Genomic DNA, 23,450 nt, shown 5'->3' on the forward strand with positions numbered 1-23,450 from the left:
AACAGGTTTTGTATGATGCGCCGCGTAAATACTGCCGCAATAGCTGTGGTGTTCACCATAGTTTTGGCTGGATACGTCTTTGCGCACAATATTGTGCAAGCTGCCGGAAATGAACCAGGAATCACAGTGAGCGACAGCCCCAAAAAACTCTCAGGCTCGGAACAACCTATCTTTCAACATAAACCGCGACAAAAGCCATTTACTGAACCTGAGCACTCTGCAAAGTACCTCGAAGAAATTGAGGCGCATGTCGAGAAACATGCCGGAAAAATTAAAACCGTCCTGCACGAAGAAGTGTCTGATTTGGTACATATTGATGTGCTGCTGATCCCTGCGACAGCAAAGCGCCCCTACCAATTGTTGGTCACCAGCGGCGTCAGTGACTTAACGATGAATATGCCGGAAGCAGGATTTGAGGATCACAACCGAGTTGAGTTGATGATTGCCCTGCCGAAAGATTGGCCTATTTCAGCGGAAGCTTTTGAAAACGAAAACCATTACTGGCCGGTGCGTTGGTTGAAAAAAATCGGCCGGTTACCGCATCAAAACAAAACCTGGATTGGTTGGGGCCATACCATCCCCAACGGTAATCCGGTCCAAACAATCGCGAATACTCAGTTTACCGGTGTCATTCTGATGCCTTCGGTTTTATTGCCCGACGAGTTTTATAAACTTCGCACCAAAGATGGCAACACCATCCGTTTCTATGGCTTAGTCCCGCTATATCAGGCCGAAATGGATTTAAAGTTAAACACTAGTCTTGAAGCGCTCGAAGCAAAACTGGACCAGCATGATGTTGATATTTTACTGGATAGCCGTCGCGTAAACATGGTGTCTAAGCGCTAATTCATAAACACCACAGCCCATGTCGGGTAACTGTCGGATCGTTGTCCGGCGGATGTCAGGTGAATGCCGGGTATGTGTCGTCACCGTCAGGTATGCTAAAACGCTAAGTTGCTGCTGCACTGTTTGCAAGGTGAGTCCATGATTCTGAAACAATTACGTTTGAGCCGTTTGTTGTCGCAAGAACAATTGGCGCAGATGTCCGGGTTAAATGTCCGGACTATTCAGCGCATAGAAAGTGGTCATAAACCCAGCACTGAGACGTTAAAGTGCCTGGCAGCAGTGCTGGAAGTTGATGTGTTAACACTCACTGAGGAGCACTTTACCATGGATAAAAAATCCACCGATTGGCAGCAATTACCGACCGGCCTGAAATGGCTGTTTGCGCTGAATTTCTTCAGCTTCAGACCCAGTCGCAGCGCGGCCTGCCGGGTCGAAATCATCTCGCACAGTTTTGGTTTTGTGTTTTGTTTACTCGGGATTTGGAGTGAACCGGCATTGGCCGGTGGACTGCTATTGCTGGCAAACGCTTATACGTTTCGCCTGCATTTATGGCTCGGCGATAGATATGGCGTCTGGTATGACGCGGATAGCCCGTCGCAGCTATCGGGCGGATAATTCAAATCAACTTGCGGCCCCGTAATCGGGGCCTTCCCCCCACACTGACCGCCACTGAACCACCATTCACCGAAGCCATTCATTTAGCGGTTGTTTTTTCTGCAACTGAGCTTGTATGTTAACTGCAATCTCAGGCGACGTGATTTGCGGCGCCGCCCTGCCATACAACTACAAGGACGCCCGATGACGCCGTTGAAACTTACCCACTTGCTGTGGCTGCTGCCTGCTCTTTGCCCTGTTGTCGCGCTGGCCAATACCGCTGCTGCCGAGCCCGCAGCAGTGACACAGGCCGCCAGCAAAAAATCTGCGATTGCCGCTTTTACCAAAGGCATGGTGCGGCAGCAGGGTTATTTTGATTTCTACTACGATGCCAAAACCGACAAAGTCTATCTGCAGGTCGATAAATTAGAGCAACCGTTTATTTTCCAGAGTTCGTTGCCGCGTGGCGTCGGTTCTAACGATATTGGCCTGGACCGCGGCCAGCTCGGTGAAACCCGGCTGGTACAGTTTGAACAATTCGGCAATAAAGTGATGCTGAAACAGCTCAATACTTATTACCGCGCCAATTCCGCTAATCCGGCCGAACGCCAGAGCATCAACGAAGCCTTTGCCAGTTCGGTGCTGGCCGGCTTGCCGGTGGTGGCCAGCGACGGCAACAAGCTGCTGGTCGATTACACGGCGTTTTTGCACAGCGATATGCATCAAATCAGCGTGAAGTTAGAGGCGCAGCAGCAAGGTAATTTCAGCCCGGATGCCAGCCGTAGCGGGGTCTATCTCAAACGCAGTAAGGCGTTCCCGCGCAATACCGAACTGGAAGCTCTGGTGACTTACACCGGCACTAAAGCTGGTGAGTTTGTTAAACAGGTCACGCCGGCACCGGAGGCGATCACAGTATATCTGCACCATTCACTGGTGGCGCTGCCGGAAGATGGTTATCAAGTGCGGGCCTTTCATCCCTATTCCGGTTTCTGGAAAGTGGAATACATGGATTACGCCACCGCCTTTGATGCGCCGATCGTGCAGCGTTTATTGCCCCGCCATCGCTTACAGAAAAAAGACCCGGCCGCCGTAATCAGCGAGGCGGTTGAACCTATTGTCTATTACCTCGACCCCGGTGTGCCGGAGCCGGTGCGCACGGCACTGAAACAAGGTGCGGGCTGGTGGGATCAGGCCTACCAAAAACTTGGGTATAAAGATGCATTTCAGGTCAAAGACTTACCCTCAGATGCCGATCCGATGGATGTACGCTACAACGTGATCCAGTGGGTGCACCGGGCAACACGCGGCTGGTCTTATGGCTATGGCGTGACCGACCCGCGCACTGGCGAAATTATCAAAGGTCATGTCACCTTGGGCTCGCTGCGGGTGCGGCAGGATTTCCTGATCGCCACCGGCCTGACCGCGCCTTATCAGCCAAATGGCAGCACTGAAGCGGCGAAAACTATGGCGCTGGCGCGTATTCGTCAGCTGGCAGCCCATGAGGTCGGTCATACGCTCGGGCTAATTCATAACTTTGCCGGCAGCGCCAATGGCCGCTCGACAGTGATGGATTATCCGCATCCGCAAGTAGACCTTAGGGACGGCAAGTTAGCGCTGGACCAGGCTTATCGCGAAGGTCTCGGCGAATGGGATCTGTATGCCATCGCTTATGGTTACGGCGACCACAGCGACAGCGCGCGCGCAGCTCTGGTGCAACAAGCCAAACAACAAGGCCTGCAATATATGGCCGATGAAGATGCGCGGCCGGAAGGTGGCGTCAGCGCCATTGGCCATTTGTGGGACAGCGGCGCCGATCCGGTGGCGGAACTGAACCGGCTGAGCCAAGTGCGGGCCGCGGCGCTCAAACAGTTTGGCCTCGATAACCTCGCATCGAACCGGCCTTTATCAGCGCTGCATGAAGCCTTAGTGCCGATTTATGCGCTGCATCGTTATCAGGTCGAAGCGGTCAGTAAACTGGTTGGCGGCGCCCATTATGAATATGAATTAAAAGGCGATTACGACAAACCCAAAGGCTTCCAATGGGTCAGTAGCGACCAACAACAAGCGGCGGTCAGCGCATTGTTATCGACCTTAACGCCGGAATTTCTGGCACTGCCGGCGCCTTTGCTGGCACTGATCCCGCCCAAAGCCTACGGCGATGCAGACGGCCGCGAGAGTTTTCAGGGCCGCGTTGGCTTAGCCTTTGACCCGCTGTCGGCCGCCGAAGCGTCGGCCAACCATACGCTGAGCCTGTTATTACATCCGCAGCGGCTGAACCGCTTAAGCAGTCAGCAGCAACTGGACCCACTGCTACGCAATGTGCTAGACCAGACGATTTTGGCCGACAGCAATGACGATGCCGCAGGTTTGCTCCAGCAACGCGTCAGTCATGTGGTCTTCTACCAGCTGATGCAAAATCTGCTGAATGCCGAGTTAGCGCCAGAAGCCCGCGCCACGCTGCGTGAGCGCATGACTGATCTTGGCAAACAACTGCAGAAACGCGACGACGGCACCGCACAATTGCTGCATAGCCAATGGCAACAGTATCTGCAACACGGCAGCTGGCAACCAGTCTTTGTACCAAAACAACTGCCGCCGGGCGCGCCGATCTAATCCGATTGATCTGATGTCACGGCAACAGCCAGATCCGGTTTATACAACGGGTCTGGCTGATGATGTTGGCGTCAGAATTCAGGCAACAGGCTGTTACAAAGTTTTAACCTGTTTCATGCCCCGTTACCGTGTCGTATTGATCCGGTTGGCAAATTGCGACACCGCATCTACCACTTTCTTTGCCGCCAGCTGAATATCATCGATCACAGTACGGACCTGACTGACCAGACCGTTCACTTGCATTGCCTGCTGCTGACTGCCCTCGATAATCGCCACAGCACTTTGTGAGAGCTGCTGATTGCGATTCACCACAGCGGCAATTTCAACAGTGGCCGCACTGGTCCGTGACGCCAGTTGCCGGACTTCATCAGCCACCACTGCAAAGCCACGTCCTTGGTCACCGGCCCGGGCAGCTTCAATCGCAGCATTTAATGCCAGCAAGTTGGTTTGATCGGCAATGCTGCTGATGCTTTGAATAATGGCTCCAATCAACTGTGACTGATTCGCTAAATCGTTGATGTTATCGACTGCTTTCGCCATCTGTGTTTCCAGCGCATTCATCACGGCGACCGTATCATTCATCACTTGCATTCCTTGCCGTGCGCTCTGGTCAGTCAGGTTTGACGTGTCAAAAGCCACCGACGCTGCCGTTGCAACCTCTTGTTCTTGCCGGATTTGTTCTGTGATCACAGTGGCAAACTTCACCACTTTGACATAGTGCCCCATCGCATTCTGGATTGGATTATAAGATGCCTCCAGCCAGACCTCACGACCCGCGCGGTCCACCCGGCGAAACCGTGCTGCAACAAACTGGCCCTGCTGTAACTGTTGCCAGAACTGCTGATACTCAGCGCTGTGAGTGATCTCGGGCGGACAGAACATCCGGTGGTGTTTGCCCTGAATATCGGCCAACTGATAACCCATTGCCCGCAGGAACAATTCATTGGCTGCCAGCACATGGCCCTGCATATCAAACTCAATCACTGCCATAGAACGTTGCATCGCGCGGATCAGCGCATCATGTTGTTGTGAGTTCTCAATGGTGCGGGTCAGGTTATTGGCATAGAGTTCAAAATGATCGATCTTGCCATCGTGGCTGCGCACCGGGCACAAACCAGCTCTTAACCAAAATTGCTGCCTTTGCTGGTTTTCGATTTGCCAGGCGCCGACATAAACCTGCCCTTGCTGCAGTGCAGTCTGAAGTTTCTGGCAATGGTCGGTCTGGCGCAGGTGGACCGGCACCAGATCTAACAAAGATTTAGCGGTCACGGCGCTGGTTTCGGCCTGTAGTTCAGCGAGGAAATTGTGATTCGCCGTGACAATCCGGCCCTGTGCATCCAGCATCAGATGCATCATTTTCTGACCCAGACTGTCACGCACTTGTAAAAACATATTCAGACGTTCGCGAAGTTGCTGATTTTCCAGCTTTAAGGCTCGATTGCCAAACATAAGGCTCTCCGGGTACATAAACTAATGTGGGGGGGCACTCGCAACGGCCAGAGCAGCGGTCGTCAACGCCGGCATAGAGCTATGCCCAAAGAAAACATCATCGTGGTTGTGCTGAAAAACTTTAGTTGCTGAGAAACCAAAGCACAAGCGAAGGGAGTTGCGGCCGGCCCGGTGTCAGGCCGTTGTTGTCTGACGTCATGCGGACCGCAAAGACCACTGCAGGAACCATGACGGCACGTCATCAACTATGCTGATTGGAGCTGACAATCTGACCGGGACCAACAGATGCAACCCCATATCATCAACTGTGACATCCACGATTTAATTGAAATTATCTGTATGCGGAATTACCAGATCCAGTTGGATATGCAAGACGGCAGCACGCTGACAGGCAGGGCCAACACCACAGTGTCCCGCCAGGGGCAGGAATATCTGCAACTCGAACAAACACAGCAACTGGTGGATGTGGCGTTGTTACAGATTGTACGGATCCAGGTGTTAACGCCGGGCGCTGCTCCCCGTGAGATCAGGCCCAATGCTGCGCCGGGTTGTCCAATTTAAGCTGTCATTTCAGTTGACGGATCACAGCGGCCGGATCGGAGAAATCCCTGATCTCTGCGACGATTTTGCCATCTTTGATTTTCAGCAACAGTGGAATATTCCGTACGTTAAAATGCTGGAACATCACGCCGTAGCTATCGATTTGCAACGGGATCTTCAGCTGATACAAAGTGCGGAAATCGGCCAGTGCTTTTTCGTCGGTCCACAAATGATTGACCACACCGACCCAGTGCTGATCCGGCAATAACGCTGTCAGCGCATTCAGGCCACTTTGTACTGATTTACATTGTGCCGCCATCGCCGGCCGGGAGTCGGCCAGATACCAGTCGCACCAGGTTGCAGTGAAAAACAGCAGATGTTCGCCCTGAGCAAAAGGTGCCAGCAGTTGTTGCTGCTGTGCGCTGCTGAGCACTGTGGCCGCTGCCGGCGCCAATGTCTGACCTTGCGCCAGTCGTTGCAGAAATCCGTCCAGCGCCGCATCCGACTCATGACTGCTGAAGACCATTTGCTGCTGCGGGTCCAGCAACACCGAGTACGGGGTGCCCACCAGGCCCAGAGCAACACCGAGCTGACCTTGTTGATCCAGCACCACCGGCATCGTCAGGCCAAACCGCTGAATGACCTGGCGGATATCCTGGCGGTTTTCATTGATGTTGATATTAACGGCAACAAAATTGATTTTGTCGCCATAGGTTTGCTGTAGCTGCTGAAAATGCGGCATTTGTTCCAGGCAAGGTTTGCACCAGCTGGCCCACAGTTTCAGATAAGTTGGTTTGGCCGGGTCCAGATCTTTGACGGTAAATGGCTGCAATGCCGGAAAACGCTGCAATTGCAGCTGATCCAGCACTTTCCCAACTGGCTGTTGCGCCAGTGCCGGCCGGCACAGCGTGGATAAACAGAGCAACAACAAGGCAATATATTTCAGCATCAGACAGTCTCCAATTTGGTTTGCCCAATTGTGGCAGCTGCAGTGGACCTTGCCTTGTAGATTTGCGACATGTTTTGACTGAGTGTCAGTCCTCTGCCCATAACTCTTCATCGTTGGCCCACATCGCCAGTAATTGCGCCTGCCGTGCCAGTTGTTTCGCCTGAGCCGCCACATCGCCGGTCAGGGCTGGGCTGCCTTGCCAGGCCTCGCCTTTGCTGGCTTTTGCCGCTAATGCCGCCCAGCGTTTGGCAAATGCAGCCATGGCTTCGCGGGGTTCTGTCAGGTCTTCAGCCGGCAAATGGTCAAAAGGCACCGGTTGTGGCTGCGTACCCGTGCTGTCGCCGGCCAGGATCCAATGGCCGGCATAACCCGGATCTTGTGGATCTTCGACCACCCATAAACCGACATAAGGAGCGGTATACCACTCCGGCCAGTCACAGATCAGGCCATGCGGAATTTGTTGTGCCTGAACATAACTTTGGATCGCCGTAAACTGCTGTTCACACCAGGTAAAATCAGCACTGTCATCCCACTCCATCTTGTCCGCCTTGTTCTGTATGCGCCTGAAAACAAACTTATTGTCGGAAGTCAGACCGGTATTGGCAAGCGCTAATTACCGGCTGCCCGACTGGCCAATCCGGCATGCATCAGTTAAATTGAGGCAGTTGTCCTGCCTCTGGAGACCCGAATTGCAACGGATTTGGCAACTGCTGTGCTGGCTGGTTCTGCTGGCCGCCTCAATACCGCTACCGTCCGCCGCTGTCGAACGGCTGACCACCCGGATTGAACAGCCGCAAAACGACCCGGGTACTGTGTACGGCATCGCGCAGGATCAACAGGATTTCCTCTGGCTCGCCACTGAATATGAAGGGCTGCAACGGTTTGATGGCGAGAAATATCTGCGGTTTAGTCCGCCTGCGGGTTTACCGGCTTTTAGCCTCAGTCAGGTCGTTACCGACCAGCATAATCAGCTGTGGCTAGGCACCTGGGGACATGGCCTGTGGCAACTGAATGCTGAACGCTCAGCCTGGCAGCAATTCACCAGTGCATTACCGGCATCGGCCCGGATCCAGACCCTGTTCTACGACAGCCGGCATCAGCTGTGGATCGGCAGCACCGAGGGTTTATATGTGCTGCGTGCCGGCGCTGCGACACCCGAGCCCTGCCCGGCGCTGGCTGGTACCAGGATCTGGCAGTTGGCTGAGCAGGCATCCGGCACCATCTGGGTGGCGACTTCAAAAGGCCTGTATCAGTTACCGCAGGACCAGGCCGCGGCCGGCCAGTGGTTTCAGGCGCCCCACATTACCGATGCAGAGATCCGCGCCGTCACAGTTACAGACCACTATTTGCTGGTCGGCCGGCGCAATGCGATCGACTTGTTTGATCTGAGCCGGGGCAACTTGTTAAACAGTGCAGCGCTCAGCAACAGCAATATGCTGCTGGAAAATGGCGCCGGGCGCTGGCTGGCCGGTACCGTCGACGGTTTGTATCAGCTGGAATTACAGGCCAGTGTGTTGCAGACCGAACTGGTGTTACCGGCGATTGATATCCGCCAGCTATTTCGCGATAAACGCCAGAATGTTTGGCTGGCCAGCCGCAACAACGGCTTGTTCAGCCAGCCTGCTGCGGCATTAACCCCGTTACAACCGCCGGTGGATGCCTATCTGAGCCCGCAGAAAAAACACCGGTTAGGGCCGCCCAGTCAAACCCGGGATACCCGCTGGCAACCGCTGGAACAATCACTGCTGCAGCTGACACAAGGCGAGTGGCGGCAGATCCACTTTGCACCGCAGCAACAAGTGTCGTATGTCCGTGACGTGGTAGAATTTGCCGGGCGGACGCTGGTGGGCACTGATCAGGGCCTGTTCCGGGTTGAAGAACAAGCTGCACCAGCGCCTTTTCCGGTGCAAAGCCAGCTACCGCAGCTGAATGTAGAGCGAATGGCGGTGAGCCCTGATGGCGCGTTATGGCTGGCATTATGGCAGCAAGGCCTGTTGCGGATCGCCCCCGGCTCAGCGCTGTCAGATCAGCAAGCTGTGGCTACCGAACAACTACCGCCCTTACCAGCGCAGGATTACATCGTCGATATGGCGAGCGAGGCGCAACAATTCTGGCTGTTAAGCCGCAGCGGCAAACTGTATCAGGCCACTGCAGGTGCTGTAGCGCCGGTCTGGCAGCCCGCCACAACACCCGGTTATTTTCATTGCCTGCTGCCACAGGCTGATGCTTTTTGGCTGTGTACGGATCAAGGCCTGCTGAGACTGAATAAAGACCTGCAACAGAGCGAACTATTTGGTCTGCAGCATGGTTTACCCGATGTCCGCGTCATTGGTATCACCCGTACTGCGACCTTTATCTGGGTGCTGACCCGCAACGGCGTATTGGCGATGCGCCCGGACGGCAGTGATATCCACCTGCTGAGCCCCAGACCCGGTCTCGACCTGCATGCGGTGCAGCGTCGCGGCATCAGCAGCGCCGGGAACGACAGCGTGGTGATCGCGACCAACGAAGGCCTGCAGCAACTGGATATCTCCCAGATGAGCAAAGTGCCGGCTGGCATGCAACTGCATCTGGTGGAATTTCAGCTCGACCAGCAATTGTTTGCCTCCAGCGCGCCAAACCAAATCATCCGGCTCAGTGCCGGCAGCCACAATCTGCAGCTGAAATTTAAACTGCTGAGTTTTCAGCACCATTTGCGGGTGAATTATTTTTTCCGCTGGCAAGGCCAGTCTGACTGGACGGCATTGGGTCCGGATGCGGTGCTGACACTAAGCCAGCTGGCGCCAGGACCACATCAGTTGCAAGTGATGGCTCAGGCCGGTGGCCAATATGTCCACGCGGCGCCGATCCTGTTTGAAGTCCCTGTACCCTGGTGGCGCCAGCCGCTGGGGATACTGGCACTGAGCCTGACCGGCTTGCTGCTGTTGTATCTGACTTACCGCTACCGGGTCGCCCGGCTGCAGCAACGGGCGGAGCAGCTCGATGCTCTGGTGGCTCAGCGCACGCAGGAACTGGAAACTGCGAATCAGCAATTGCAACATCTGTCCCATACCGACAGCCTGACCGGACTGATGAATCGCCGCGCCCTGCAATTTGCTGCCGGAATGATCCAGGCGCAACGTAGCCGGCAACCGGCAGCATTGACGCTGGTGTTATTGGATATCGATCATTTTAAACGGATCAATGACGAACACGGTCACGACGTTGGTGACGAAGTGCTGCGGCAAGTCGCGGCTTACCTGCGTCAGCGCTTGCGCAGTCAGGATCTGGTCGCACGCTGGGGCGGTGAGGAATTTCTGCTGTTGATGCCCAATACGGCCATTGCACAGGCGCAAAGCCTCAGTGATGAGCTGCGCATCGGCATTCATACGCTGACCATCGCGGGACTGACGCTGCCACTGAGTGCCACTTTTGGTGTCTGCCCGGTTGCTCAGGTCGACAAAATTGTCACTGGCGCCGTGGCGCTGGAGCAAGCGTTAAAAGCGGCCGATCTGGCGTTATATCAGGGCAAGCGTCAGGGCCGCGATCAGGTGGTGCTGGCCACTGATCCGGCCGAATAAAAAATTGTTTGCTTTTTGCACAACCTTAAAATATGATGCTTATCATATTAAGTAGCAAGCAGCAAAAACCATGACCAGCAGCCAGCAAGACAGCGGTAAAAGCAAAAAGGAACAAACGCATCAGCGCATCCTGAGCACAGCCGCCCGGATGATCCGCAAAGATGGGTTTGAAGCGCTGGCAGTCGCAGACCTGATGAAACAAGCCGGTCTGACCCATGGTGGTTTTTATGCCCATTTTGCCAACCGCGACGCCTTGTTGGCCGAAGCGCTGGATTATGCCCGGCAGGAAAGCCGCGATGCACTGGCGGCCAGTGACCTGACGGCAGCAAACCATCAGGGCCAGGCATTAGAGCGCTTCATCGACCTGTATTTGTCAGAGCAGCATCTGGCGGCCAGCCCACAGGGCATGGGCTGCCCGGTCGCGGCACTAAGTTCAGAATTCCACCGGCTGGATGCCAGTGGTCAGGCCGTAGCGGCAGACACTGTCGCCGACCTGATCCGCCGGCTGGTCCGGTTAGGCGCAGGGCGACTCAACGATGATCAGGCATTTTTACTGGCCAGTGCCATGGTCGGCGCCTTACAGCTCGCCAGAGCCTTACCGGCCGCCGCAGCGCCGGCTTTACTGGCCAGAACCCGTCGCCAGCTGTTTGAAATGTTTTTGACCGAAGTCTCACCGGCACACCCGGTGCAGGCTGTGTAACCAGCAGTACCTGATAAACCGCATGCGGACACTGTCTGCCCGCTGCCAACTTTTAAAATATGATAAACATCATATAAATTTGAGGAAGAATCGATGAAACTTGAAAATGCAGTGGTATTAGTGACAGGCGCAAACCGGGGCTTAGGTCAGGAATTTGCTAAACAGGCGCTGGCCGCTGGAGCGCGTAAAGTGTACGCCGCCGCCCGTAACCCAGCCAGCATCACTGTCCCGGGTGTGACCCCGGTGCAACTGGATGTCACCAACCCGGCCGATATCGCCCGGATTGGTCAGGACTTTCCGGATATCACGCTGCTGATTAACAATGCCGGCGTCGCTGAAACCGGTGGTATTTTGCTGCCGGAAGCGGACCAGATGCTGCAACGCCAGCTGGAAGTGAATGTGTTTGGCCCGCTGCGCCTGAGCCAGGCCTTGGCGCCGGTGCTGGCCGCGAATGGCGGCGGCGGTATTATTAATGTGTTGTCGATTGCCAGCTGGATCACCGGGCCATTACTGGCAACCTATTCAGTGACCAAATCAGCGGCCTGGTCTGTGACCAATGCGCTGCGACACGAATTACAGGCGCAGCAAACCCAGGTACTCGGGCTGCACGTTGGTTTTATCGACACCGATTTAACCAAAGATCTGGATGTGCCAAAAGTCGCACCTGAGACCGTGGTACAGGCCACATTTGCCGGTCTGGAACAAGGCGCCCATCAGGTGCTGGCCGATGACGCGACGCGGCAGGTGCACGGCGCGCTGTCTGGTTATCCGGATATCTACCTGTTGCCCATCGCCCACTAATCAATGGGGTTTCCACGCGTTCGGTTAAAACGGCCGGCTTCGCAAAAACTGCGCAGCCGGCTTTGCTTCTGTTCCGGATTTGTCAGATGATGTGTCTCACCACGACAGCATCGTCGCTGCGCCGGAGTGGAGGTTTGTTTTGTTCGATTGGTTATCCCAATGGTTTGTCTATCCGGCCGATCCGCTGTTGTTAAGCGGCAGCTACAGCCCTGCCCTGGTGCTGTTGTCTTTTTTGATTGCAGCTTTTGCTTCGGCGATGGCCATTCAGGTCACAGTGCAGGCCGTCACCGTGCAGCGCCGCGCTTACCGGCTGATGATGCTTGGCAGCGGCAGTGTCGCGCTCGGCGGTGGTGTCTGGTCGATGCATTTTATCGGCATGCTGGCATTTGCGCTCTGTACCGAGGTCAGTTATCAACCCGGCCTGACCTTTTTGTCGATGTTACCCAGTATCGCGGCATCCTGGGTCGCCTTGGATCTCATCAGTAAAAAACGGCTGAACCTGCCGCAATTGCTGCTCGGTGGCCTGTTGGTCGGCGCCGGCATCGGCACTATGCATTACAGCGGCATGGCGGCGATGCAGATGGCGGTGGCGCTGCGTTACGATCTGCCGATGTTTCTGTTATCCATTCTGGTCGCGGTGGTGCTCGCGATTGTTGCGTTGTGGGTGCGGTTTGGCCTGCGCCGGCTCCGGCTCCAACCCTGGTTATTAACCCTGCTGAGCAGTCTGGTGATGGGCGGCGCCATCACAGGGATGCATTACACCGGCATGGCTGCCGCGCGTTTTGTGCCACCAGCGGGTTTTGTGCCACTCCAGCAGCCCGGCGAAACGCCGCTGGTGCTGGCGATGGCGATCACCTTTACCACGGTAATGATTTGTGCGCTGGTGGTGGCGGTTAATCTGTTGCTGAAATACCGCGACGCCAGCAGCAAAGCCAGCACCAACGAAAGCCGGCTGATGGCGATGATGGATACCGCGGTCGACGGGATTGTCACGATCAACGCGCAGGGTCTGATCCTCAGTATGAATAAGGCCGCAGAGCAAATCCTCGGCTGGCGGCAACAGGAACTGCTTGGCCAGAATGTGAATATTCTGACGCCAGGCGCGATCCGCGCTGAACACGATTCTTATCTGCACAACTACCTGCAAACCGGCGCAGCCAAAATTATCGGCGTCGGCCGTGACGTCACTGCCGTACATAAAAATGGTGAATTGCTGCCGGTGCGGCTGGCGATTGGCCATGTACGCTTGCCGGATGAAGATTTGTTTGTGGCCTTTATCACCGATTTACGCCAACGCCTGAAGATGGAACAAGCGCTGAAAGACAATGAAGCAAAATTCCGTTCGCTGATTGGCAATATTCCAGGCGCGGCTTACCGCTGTTTGTTTAACGAAAAATGGGACATGTTATTCATCAGCGATGCGATCGAAGGGATCTCCGGCTATCCGGCCACAGATTTTATGCTGCCAACGGCCAGGCGCAGCTGGGTCGATGTGGTACATCCGGATGATGTGGTGCTGTTACAGGATACGGCGACTTTCAGTCAGGGCTTTCATGTCGAATACCGCATCGTGCATCGCGATGGCAGTATCCGCTGGGCGCTGGAACAAGGCGAGCCGAATGTCGATGCACAGGGCCAGATCCTTTGGCTGGACGGTTTTATCATGGATATCACCGCCCGCAAACAGATGGAAACTGAACTGCGGCTGGCCAAAGACAAAGCCGAGCTGGCCGCTGAAACCCGCGCGGCTTTTATGGCCAATATGAGCCATGAGATCCGCACGCCGATGAATGCGATCATTGGGTTCAGCGATTTGCTGATGACCTCAGACTTGAACACCGAGCAGAAAAAGCATCTCGGCACTATTCACAGTTCTGCCCATTCCCTGCTGCATTTACTGAACGATATTCTCGACAGTGCCAAGCTGGAAAAAGGCAAACTGGAACTGGAGATCCAGCATTTCTCGCTGCCGGCCACGCTGGATGCGGTGGTATCGACCTTGTGGATCCAGGCGCGGAAAAAGCAACTGACGCTGGAACTGCAACTGGATAGTCAGCTCGGTGAATATTTTCAGGGCGCACCGGACCGGCTGCGGCAGGTGCTGACCAATCTGATTGGCAACGCGATTAAGTTTACTGAACAGGGCGGCGTCAGCATCCGGGTTTTCCCATTGCCGCAGCAGCAGGTGCAATTCAGTATCAGCGATACCGGCATCGGTATCGCGCCAGAGCGGCTTGAGCAAATCTTTGAAGCCTTTACTCAGGCCGACGCGTCGATGAGCCGGCGTTTTGGTGGCACCGGCCTTGGCACCACCATCAGTAAACAGCTGGTCGAACTGATGGGTGGCCGGATCTGGGCTGAGAGTGCCGCAGGCGTTGGCAGCAGTTTTCATTTTATCGTGCCGCTGCCGGCCGGTCAGGCGCCTGACCAACCGGCTGCCGGCGCCAATATTCAGCTGCCGCCGTTACAGCTGTTAATTGCTGATGATATTCCGCAAAATCTGGAACTGCTGAGCCTGCTGCTGCAACGTGCCGGCCATACAGTGACCACGGCCAGCGACGGTGTTGCCGCATTTGAAGCGGTGCAACAACAACGTTTTGATTTGGTGCTGATGGATATTCAGATGCCCCGGCTGGACGGTTTAAGTGCCTGTCGGCAAATTCGCCAGTGGGAGCAACAACAAGGCCAAACACCGGTGCCGGTGATCGCGCTAACCGCCAGCGTGCTCGATGATGACAAACATGCCGCGCGTCAGGCCGGCATGCAGGGGTTTGCCAGCAAACCCATCGACTTCCGGGTACTTTGTTATGAGATCGCCCGGGTACTGCAAATCCCGGTCGAAGCACCACTGAGTGAGCACAACAGCCATGCCGCCGCGACATTGGTCAACGTAACCAAAGTCATGCAGCTGTGGGGCAACATGGCCATTTACCTGCCGGCTTTACGCCAGTTTCTGAGCCAACAGGGTGACGCGCTGCATGCCCTTGAGCACAGCAACGACTTTGAACAAATCCAGCAGCTGGCGCATGCCATCAAAGGCGTCAGTGGCAACCTCGGACTGGACCCGCTGAGTAAAGTCTGCGCGGAACTGGAACAGGCCGCCCGCCAGCAACAGCAAACGCGTTGCAGCGATTTGCTGCAAAAAATTCTGCATTGCTGGCCACGCTTTGAGCAGGAATATGCCGGACTGGCAGAACGTTGGCGGCAGGAGCAACCGCAGCAACAAGGCCAATACAACAGCGCTGCACTGCAGCAATTATTAGCCGTATTGGCGCAGTCGCTCAGTCAGCATGCATTTGATGATGACCGGCTGGCGCAGCTGAGTCAGTATCAGGGGCCTTATCAGCCGCAGGTCCTGGCACTGCTCGACACTATCAATGATTTTGAATTCGCCCGGGCGCAACAACAGTTAAGCGCTCTGCTGCAGGACCTTCAACACGGAGAGACCGAATGAGCACTGAACTTCCGGTGATTTTACTGGTAGACGATGAGCCGACCAACTTAAGGGTGCTGCGCACTGTGTTGCACGAACAGTACCGGCTGTTATTTGCCAAAAGTGGTGAAGAAGCCTTGTTGCTGGTGGCGCAACATCGGCCAGATTTGATTCTGCTCGACGTGATGATGCCCGGCATGACCGGGTTTGACGTCTGCACGGCGTTAAAAGCCGACGCCGGCAGCTGCCATATTCCGGTGATTTTTGTCACGGCACTACGCGATGAAATCGATGAAACCCGCGGTTTTGAGGTCGGTGCAGTCGATTACATCACCAAACCTATCAGCCCGGCTGTAGTCAAAGCACGGGTCAAAACCCATCTGTCGCTGGTGCAGGCCGACATGCTGAAACAAACCCGGCTGCAAGTGATCCAGCGCCTTGGCCGCGCTGCTGAATACAAAGACAATGAAACCGGCCTGCACATTCTGCGGATGAGTCATTATGCGCAAATTCTGGCGCTGGCCATTGGCTTTAGTGAGGCCCACGCCGAAGAGCTGCTGCATGCCGCGCCGATGCACGATATCGGCAAAATCGGCATCGCCGACCATATCCTGCTCAAGCCTGGCAAACTGACGCCGGAAGAATTCCGCGAGATGCAGCGCCACCCGCTGATTGGCGCCGAGATCCTTGGCGTCTGCGATTCCAGCCTGTTGCAAATGGCCAGAACGGTTGCGTTGTATCACCATGAAAAATGGGACGGCAGCGGTTATCCGCACGGCCTGCAAGCTGAGGCGATCCCAATCGAAGCGCGTATAGTCGCGCTCTGTGATGTGTTTGATGCACTGACCAGCACACGGCCCTATAAACAAGCCTGGTCGGTGGAAGACACGCTGAGCCATATCCGCAGCCAAAAAGGTCTGCATTTTGACCCGGCGCTGGTGGACATACTGGAACAACAACTACCGAAAATCCTGGAGATTAAAGCGCGCTGGGCGGAGTAATGCAGCGTCCTGTCGGCGCTCTGCAGATCTTGGTCCGCCTGCCGTCGCTCAGGCAAAAGAACCAGGCGAAAACTAAGTGATTTGTTTTGCTGCGGTGCCGTGCCAGTTGTCCCAATCATGCAGAGCGTCAGCACTTATTTAATCTTTAGATGATCAGAAAACCAGCGCAATCCGTAGAGACCCACAGGGTTACACACGACCACTGTTCTGCCTGTTGTTTTTGTTGGCAACACCCTCCCGATCCGGCACATCCAGTCACCCAAACGGGTCATTTCTACAGGGACTAGCGCGATGCTCGATACCTTAGCTCAGTATACGCCCGGTGTGTTTTACCAGATGTTGATGACCAAAAATCGCCGGTTCCGCTTTTTACAAATCAGTGAGCGTTTCACCCAAATGTGCGGCGTGCCGATCCAGGACTTGTTGCACGACGCCAATGCGTTGTTTCAGTATGTACCGGAGTCTTCACGCGAGATCCTGACCAACCAGCTGCTGCATTCCGGCCGGCAACTCAGTGAATTTTGTTTTTGTCTGGAACTGCAGATGCCGGACGGCCGTGCAGTCTGGCTGGAAGCACGTTCGGCACCAGAGTCGCAGCCAAACGGCGATATTATCTGGACTGGCTTTGTTTACGATGTATCGGCGCGCGAACAAGCGCTGCGCCAACTGGCTAAATCTTCTGATTTGGCGCGGACTATTCTCGACAATATGCTCGATTCAGTCGTCAATATCGATGACAAAGGCCACATTATTTACGCCAATCAAACGGCTTTAACCTTATTTGGCTACCAGCAAAACGAACTGCTGGGCCGCAATGTCAGTTGCCTGATGGGCGCTCACCATGCCCGCGCACACGATGGTTATTTGCAACATTTTGCCACCACACGGGAAACACGCATTATCGGTGCAAACCGGGTGGTTGAGGCTAAACACCGCGACCAGAGCCCGATCCCGGTCGAGTTACGGATCTGTGAACTGGACTCCGACTCAGGCCGCACTTACCTCGGCGTGATGCGCGATTTACGCCACAAGCTGATGCAACAACAAGCCATTGATCAACTGACCTTACAGGATCCGCTGACCGGCTTGCCGAACCGTACTGCGTTGAACCGGCGGATTAACCAATGCATTGATGAACTGGTGCTGCAGCAACGCCAGTTTTGCCTGATATGCGTCGATGCCGATGATTTTAAACTGATCAATGAAGGCTTTGGCTTTGAGCACGGCGACGAGTTTCTGCGCAAAATCGCGCTGGTGCTAAGTGAGCTGCCGGATGCGTATCTGGCCCGGACCGGCGAAGACGAATTTGCCATTTTGTTCGATCTGGCGCTGGAGCCGGCAGTGTTGGAACAAAAAGTGATTCAGATCCAGCAGTGTATTGGCAAACCACAGCAAGTGTTTGGTGCTGCGATCGCCTGTAGTTTTACCGCCGGTGCTTTTATTTTCGCCACGGCGGATCTGACTTATTCCGATGTGATACGCAACACCGAGCTGGCACTGAACCATGCCAAATCGACTGGTAAAGGCGGACTGGCGTTTCACGACCATCAACTTGATAACCACCTGCGTCAGACCGCATTGCTGGACCAATCACTGAAAAGTCATGATCTCCTGGCCGGGTTTTATCTGGTTTATCAGCCGCAATATGATGTGACCGGTCGACTGGTCGGTTTCGAAGCGCTGATGCGCTGGCTGAATCAGGGGCAGCTGGTTCCGCCCGATTTGTTTATTCCGTTGGCAGAACGTAACGGGTCCATTTATCAGCTGGGTCAGTGGCTATTGGCACAGGCCTGCGACTTTATCCGTGCCACTGCCGCGTTACCGCAACTGGCGCATTGCAGAGTCTCGGTGAATATCAGCGCCAGACAGTTCGCCAGCAGGAACTTTGCCGGCGACGTACTGGCCGCCGTTTATACGGCGGAAATACCGGCGCAGCGGCTGCATCTGGAGCTGACTGAACGTCTGTTATTGGAAAATCCGAACGATGTTGTAGCGAAAATGCAGCAGTTAAATCAGGCCGGCATCACCTTTTCGCTGGATGATTTTGGTACCGGTTATTCATCAATGGCCTACCTGAAACAACTGCCGCTACACGAACTGAAAATCGACAAATCCTTTGTACGCGACCTGCCCGGCAGCGAATCTGACCGCAGTATTGTCAGCGCTATCCTGTTGATGGCCAGTGGCCTGAATTTACAGGTGATCGCCGAAGGCGTTGAGACTGAGCAACATCGCCGGGCTTTGCAACTACTCGGCTGCCGGTTATTTCAGGGCTATTTGTTTGGCCGGCCGGAACGGGCCAGCCATTGGCTTGACGCGCACACAACAGCTTCAGGCTGAATTGACCGGCTGATAATCAGTCATCTGCAAAAGCCGGTTAATGCCGGTTATTTTGTCTTCCTGATGATGATTGACGTACAACAGCGTCGATTCGCCACTGCGTGCCAATACACTTAACAGCGCCAGCACTTTAAGCCGGTTCAGCTGGTCCAGGCCGTTGCAGGGTTCGTCTAAGATCAGCAGCGTCGGATGTTTCACCATGGCGCGGACAATCAGTACCAGCCGCTGGTCGCCAAAAGACAACGACTGAAACGAGTCTTTCGCTTTTGCCTCCAGCCCAATCAGCGCCAGCCACTGCTGCGCCAGTTTGATTTGTAACGCCGACGGCTGGTCATACAGGCCAATGCTGTCATAAAAACCCGACAACACCACATGCAGCACCGGGCAGCCCACTCGATATTGCAGCTGCAGACTGTTCGACACCAAGCCCAGATGTTGCTTGATATCCCAGATACTTTCGCCGCTGCCACGCTGATAACCAAACACCTGTAAATCGTTGGTATAACAATGCGGGTTGTCGCCGCTTAACATCTGCAGCAAACAGGTTTTGCCCGAGCCGTTTGGCCCGGTAATTTGCCAGTGTTCGCCGCGGTTGATTTGCCAGTCGAGCCGCTGAAAAATCACCCGGTCGCCATACTGCACTTTGCCCTGACGCAGGCGGACCAGCACTTGCTCTGCCAGCGCCGGCGTGAAGCGATCCCGATCTTTTGCCGGCAATGGGCCGGGTTCCTGTTGCAGTTGATTCAATTGCGCCAGTTCCGCCAGCTCCAGCGCACTGATGCCGCTGTCGGCCGATTGCCACTGGATCTCGCCGTGCGCCAGATACAGAATTTTCTGCATAAACACCGGCAATTCGGCGAGCCGGTTCAGCACCAGCACCAACGTCATGCGCTGCTGCAATTCCGCCAGCAGCAGGTGCAGCGCAGTGCAGGCGTCCACATCGAGGCCATTAAAGGGCTCGTCCAGCACCAGCAGTTCGGGGTTTTGTAAGATAGCTTTGATTAACAATAACTTGCGGGTCTCGCCAGTCGACAGCGCCAGAAACGCCGTATCGAGCCGCTGCTGCAATCGTAGTGTACCGGCCAGCTGCTGTAACTGCTGTTCCTGCGCGGCGGACCAATCGTCGTGGTCGCGGCAGATGATGTCGCGGGCAGTGCTGGGGTCAACCTCCACATCGAGAATATCGGCGTCGCCTTTGCGCCTCTCGGCTTCAATCAAAGCTTGCTGCTGGGCCGTACTGACCCAGCTGATCCGAGCCGGCAGTTCAGCACGGCCTTCCAGCAATTGCGCCTGACCGGCAATCACGGCAGCAAGTGCGGACTTCCCGCTGCCATTGGCGCCAAAAATCGCACAGTGCTGGCCGGCGAAGATCTGCAAATGTTCTACCCGCACCTGGTGCGTCAGACCGAGTAAAAACCGGCCTTGCCGTACTTTCATCATTGGCATTCCTCTTTGCCCAGTAACACAATCTCAGGCGGGTTCGGCAGCAGTAACGTACAACGTGCGCCTCCGGTTACTGAGGCATCACGTAGCAGACTGCCACCATGTTGTTCAGCCACGCGTCTGACAATAGATAAGCCGAGGCCATGATGGCAGGTCATGTCATCATGGCCAGATCCAGCCGCCTGCCAGCCCGGCCCATCGTCACTGACACTGAGCCTGAGCTGTCCGGCGTTACCGCTCAATTCCACCCATACCTCGCTGCGGCAAAAACGCAGGGCATTGCTGAGCAGGTTACTGAGCGCCCGCTGCAGTAATAACAAATCGGCCTGGTATGTCTCACTGGTACCGGTCTGCATGTCGAAACGAATTTGCATAGCCGTATGGCCACGGAAACGATCGATGATGTCCTGGCAGAACTTTGGCAGGTTAATCTCCACCAGTTCCAGTTCTTGCTGCAGATAATCATTCTGCGCCAGTCGCAAATAGTCATAAATATTCAGTTCAATTTCGCGCAGATTCGCATCTATTTCCTGACGCGCAGCAGGCAGCGTCGCCGGTGTCAGCATATGGCTGATCAATTTCAGTCTGGCCAGCGGCGTTTTAATATCGTGACAGACTGTTTCCGCCATTTCTGCCTGAAAAGAATTCAGCTCTTCAATCCGGCGGGTCATATTGCGTAATGACTGTGCCAGTGGCGCAAGGTAGGAACGCGGGCTGAGGATAAATGCCGGAAAACGGCCATGGCGTATTTCAGTGAGTGCACTGGTACGCAGGATCTGCACATCGCGGAACAGATGCCGGCTGATCATAAACAAACTCAGCAGCAACAAAAAATAAAACAGGTAAGCCAGTTCCAGGCGGATCCCTTGTTGCTGAGGCCAGTTCAGCTGATTCAGACACAATAATTCCTGACTCGTCTCCACACTGCACAACTGGATTTGGCCTTCACTGTCCTGCAATGGGATCACCTGCCCCGTCTGCAGCTGCATCTGGCCCTGCCAGTGTTCACGCGGATAAATAATGAATAAGGCTTCCCGGCAATCCGTCTGATCATCAGCAAAACAACTCAGGGCCTTATCATGCTGGCGCAGTTGCTGCACCGCATCCAGCACCAGCCGGGCATCCACCGACGGTTGTGCTGTCGCGCTCAGTAAGCGGTATAACTGATTCAGACTCAGTGCCAATAACAGGACTGTCAGCACAATCAGCAAATAAAACCGCCACAACGGCATTTGCTCGCGCCAGTTGAAGCTCATGTCTTCTCGACCTGGTCGTACGACAGGTAATATCCTTCGCCCCAGGCCGTCACCACATTCCAGGCCAGATCCCGGCTTTGTAATTTTTTCCGCAGACGGGATGCCCTGCCATCCATGGTCCGGTCAATCCCGTCATAGGCACGGCCTAAATGTTGTTGGAACAATAAGTTACGACTGACTACTTTTCCAAACTGCCCCGCCAGTGCGGCCAGCAGCTTAAATTCGGCAGACGTCAGCTCCAGCGGTTCACCGGCAAGGATCGCAGTGCGGCTGTGCAGATCCAACTGCAGATTATACAAATCAATAAAACTGGCGCTTTGGTCTTCCACTTGCGGTGCTGGCAGGAACACCCGAAGTTTTGCCAGTAATAATTGCGGTTCCAGCGGCTTTAACAGGTAATCCTGCGCCCCGAGTTCAAAACCATACAGTTGATGCTTCAGCTGGGTCTGCGCCGTCATAAACAGCACAGGTCCCTGGTACTGACTGCGGATACTTTTGACAAAATCAAAACCACTGGACCCGGGCAGCAACACATCACACAACAGCAGGTCAAACTTCTGTTCACACAGCAGCTGTTCTGCGCGGTGAGCATGGGTGCACCAGGTAATATGGTAACCTTCCTGCGTCAGTAAGGCTGAGGTCAGACGGGCCAGCCCATGATCGTCTTCCAATAGCAGGATATGGTGCGCCATCAGAACAAGCTCCAGCTGAGTCGTCTCGGGGACAGCGTATCGCTGTCTTCCACTTGCTGCAGATACCGGATGACTTTTTGCTGTAACACTGCTGCCGTTGCAGCCGAACGTAATTGCAACGGCAGATTGCCATGAATATGCAGGGTCAGCTGTTGCCGCACGTCGTGACCACACACTAACAATTCTTCGGTATCCAGCCGGTATAAACACACTTCTTCAGCCTGAGACCAGCGGATATTCAAGTCCAGCGCACAGGGTTCGTCTGCTCCGGTCACACAGACGGTCGGGCTGACGCTAAAAAAATAGGGTTTTGCCAGGGCGTGACCACTTAAAACCAGCAGTAAGAGCCACAGCAGCGCCTTTACCATTGCAGCAGCACTCCGGTAAACCACAGATCATGCGTCAGCCGGTCGAAATACAGGCTCTTCCGGTAGACGGATGGCAGATACTCACGCCGCCAGTTCGCTACCCAGTCCATCTGATCGGTCAGGCGGTATCGAACCGCTAGCCTGACAGATGGCAGCCACTGCTGACCGGGTCTGTGTACATAGGCATTCTGTACCAGATCCGCCGGATTTACGCCGAAATAATAATTGCTGTAATTGTCGTCAAGCCGGCGCACCGTCGCGGTGAGCTGCAGGCCATAATCCGGTTGTTGCCATTGATAATTCAGTTCGGACAACCACTCACTGCCATGATGAACATTGCTGATGTCACGATGCCAGGCGGTGCTGAACTGCCAGTCTGGCTGGCGGTAATAGAGGGTGGTACCAGCCAGATAACTCAGGTGCCGCCGCGTTGGTGTGATGTAGTCTCTGAGCTCGGTGCCAAATTGAATCGGGATCAACACCGGCACCGAGCTGGTGAGCAGGCCTTTGAGGAAAGAATCCTGCATCTGGCTGTGTCGGGTCAGCAGTGCGTCAAAACTCTGTTTGCCGGTTAAATCGACAGACCAATGCTGGTTTTCCAGCAGATTCAGTCCGATATCCAGATTTTCGACATAGAATTTACGGTAGTACAGTTGCCAGCGCGGCAACAGGTAAAACTGACTGTCTGTTCCTTGCTGCAACACAGAGCTGTACTGGCCGTATCCCAACCCCAGCAACAGACGGAAATCGCTGGTCGGTCCGGCATTGTCGGCCCGCACAGCAAACGCCAGCAGCGCCATCAGCACCAGAAAAGGACGTCGAAGTAACCGGATAAGCTTGTTCATCTGAAAATAATGCGTTCCGC

General features: G+C 54.9%; 18 protein-coding genes. 10 read left to right on the forward strand and 8 right to left on the reverse strand.

What is annotated here, in order from left to right; translation table 11 throughout:
• Positions 1-12: 12 nt before the first annotated feature.
• The 3 genes from ATY27_RS17075 to ATY27_RS17085 all read left to right on the forward strand — a co-directional run bounded on the left by ATY27_RS17075 (position 13) and on the right by ATY27_RS17085 (position 4,053).
• On the forward strand, positions 13-846 hold the full coding sequence (locus ATY27_RS17075) for a suppressor of fused domain protein (RefSeq protein WP_208931799.1): 834 nt from the start codon (positions 13-15) through the stop codon (positions 844-846).
• Between the two features lie 138 nt (positions 847-984).
• Positions 985-1,461 (forward strand): helix-turn-helix transcriptional regulator, encoded by a 477-nt coding sequence (locus tag ATY27_RS17080; protein ID WP_208931800.1) that lies wholly within the window; start codon positions 985-987, stop codon positions 1,459-1,461.
• Between the two features lie 183 nt (positions 1,462-1,644).
• The gene (locus tag ATY27_RS17085; protein WP_208931801.1) at positions 1,645-4,053 is read left to right on the forward strand and encodes a zinc-dependent metalloprotease; all 2,409 of its coding nucleotides are present in this window, start codon (positions 1,645-1,647) and stop codon (positions 4,051-4,053) included.
• Positions 4,054-4,176: 123 nt separating this feature from the next.
• Here ATY27_RS17085 and ATY27_RS20025 read toward each other — a convergent pair whose 3' ends face one another.
• Entirely contained in the window at positions 4,177-5,502 is a 1,326-nt protein-coding gene (locus tag ATY27_RS20025) for a methyl-accepting chemotaxis protein (protein ID WP_208931802.1), read from the reverse strand.
• 285 nt (positions 5,503-5,787) lie between these two features.
• Between ATY27_RS20025 and ATY27_RS17095 the strand changes: the two genes are divergently transcribed.
• The gene (locus ATY27_RS17095) at positions 5,788-6,063 is read left to right on the forward strand and encodes a Rho-binding antiterminator (protein WP_208931803.1); all 276 of its coding nucleotides are present in this window, start codon (positions 5,788-5,790) and stop codon (positions 6,061-6,063) included.
• 4 nt (positions 6,064-6,067) lie between these two features.
• Here ATY27_RS17095 and ATY27_RS17100 read toward each other — a convergent pair whose 3' ends face one another.
• Entirely contained in the window at positions 6,068-6,991 is a 924-nt protein-coding gene (locus tag ATY27_RS17100; RefSeq protein ID WP_208931804.1) for a redoxin family protein, read from the reverse strand.
• 85 nt (positions 6,992-7,076) lie between these two features.
• Positions 7,077-7,529, reverse strand: a complete 453-nt coding sequence (locus tag ATY27_RS17105) for a DUF4826 family protein (RefSeq protein WP_208931805.1) — start codon at positions 7,527-7,529, stop codon at positions 7,077-7,079.
• A gap of 151 nt (positions 7,530-7,680) precedes the next feature.
• Here ATY27_RS17105 and ATY27_RS17110 point away from each other — a divergent pair, with 151 nt between their 5' ends.
• The 6 genes from ATY27_RS17110 to ATY27_RS17135 all read left to right on the forward strand — a co-directional run bounded on the left by ATY27_RS17110 (position 7,681) and on the right by ATY27_RS17135 (position 18,826).
• Complete coding sequence (locus ATY27_RS17110) at positions 7,681-10,551, forward strand: diguanylate cyclase (RefSeq protein WP_208931806.1); 2,871 nt, start codon at positions 7,681-7,683, stop codon at positions 10,549-10,551.
• A gap of 70 nt (positions 10,552-10,621) precedes the next feature.
• Positions 10,622-11,251: a TetR/AcrR family transcriptional regulator gene (locus ATY27_RS17115; RefSeq protein ID WP_208931807.1), complete on the forward strand. Its 630-nt coding sequence runs from the start codon at positions 10,622-10,624 to the stop codon at positions 11,249-11,251.
• A gap of 93 nt (positions 11,252-11,344) precedes the next feature.
• Positions 11,345-12,052: an SDR family oxidoreductase gene (locus ATY27_RS17120; protein ID WP_208931808.1), complete on the forward strand. Its 708-nt coding sequence runs from the start codon at positions 11,345-11,347 to the stop codon at positions 12,050-12,052.
• Between the two features lie 139 nt (positions 12,053-12,191).
• Positions 12,192-15,506, forward strand: coding sequence for an MHYT domain-containing protein (locus ATY27_RS17125; protein ID WP_208931809.1), 3,315 nt, complete (start codon positions 12,192-12,194; stop codon positions 15,504-15,506).
• Positions 15,503-16,486 (forward strand): HD domain-containing phosphohydrolase, encoded by a 984-nt coding sequence (locus ATY27_RS17130; protein WP_208931810.1) that lies wholly within the window; start codon positions 15,503-15,505, stop codon positions 16,484-16,486. Before ATY27_RS17125 ends, ATY27_RS17130 begins: the two co-directional genes overlap by 4 nt.
• A 291-nt stretch (positions 16,487-16,777) precedes the next feature.
• Positions 16,778-18,826, forward strand: coding sequence for an EAL domain-containing protein (locus tag ATY27_RS17135; RefSeq protein ID WP_208931811.1), 2,049 nt, complete (start codon positions 16,778-16,780; stop codon positions 18,824-18,826).
• Here the strand turns inward: ATY27_RS17135 and modF are convergent.
• Genes modF through ATY27_RS17160 form a run of 5 tightly spaced genes read right to left on the reverse strand, consistent with a single transcriptional unit; the run spans position 18,818 to position 23,430 of the window.
• On the reverse strand, positions 18,818-20,266 hold the full coding sequence (gene modF / locus ATY27_RS17140; protein ID WP_208931812.1) for a molybdate ABC transporter ATP-binding protein ModF: 1,449 nt from the start codon (positions 20,264-20,266) through the stop codon (positions 18,818-18,820). The genes ATY27_RS17135 and modF overlap by 9 nt on opposite strands.
• Entirely contained in the window at positions 20,263-21,525 is a 1,263-nt protein-coding gene (locus tag ATY27_RS17145; RefSeq protein ID WP_208931813.1) for an ATP-binding protein, read from the reverse strand. Before ATY27_RS17145 ends, modF begins: the two co-directional genes overlap by 4 nt.
• Positions 21,522-22,217 (reverse strand): response regulator transcription factor, encoded by a 696-nt coding sequence (locus tag ATY27_RS17150; protein ID WP_208931814.1) that lies wholly within the window; start codon positions 22,215-22,217, stop codon positions 21,522-21,524. The genes ATY27_RS17145 and ATY27_RS17150 overlap by 4 nt, the downstream gene beginning before the upstream one ends.
• Positions 22,217-22,585, reverse strand: coding sequence for a DUF3019 domain-containing protein (locus ATY27_RS17155; RefSeq protein ID WP_208931815.1), 369 nt, complete (start codon positions 22,583-22,585; stop codon positions 22,217-22,219). The genes ATY27_RS17150 and ATY27_RS17155 overlap by 1 nt, the downstream gene beginning before the upstream one ends.
• Entirely contained in the window at positions 22,579-23,430 is an 852-nt protein-coding gene (locus ATY27_RS17160) for a MipA/OmpV family protein (protein WP_208931816.1), read from the reverse strand. The genes ATY27_RS17155 and ATY27_RS17160 overlap by 7 nt, the downstream gene beginning before the upstream one ends.
• Positions 23,431-23,450: the final 20 nt, after the last annotated feature.

This window comes from Rheinheimera sp. F8, assembly GCF_001518915.1.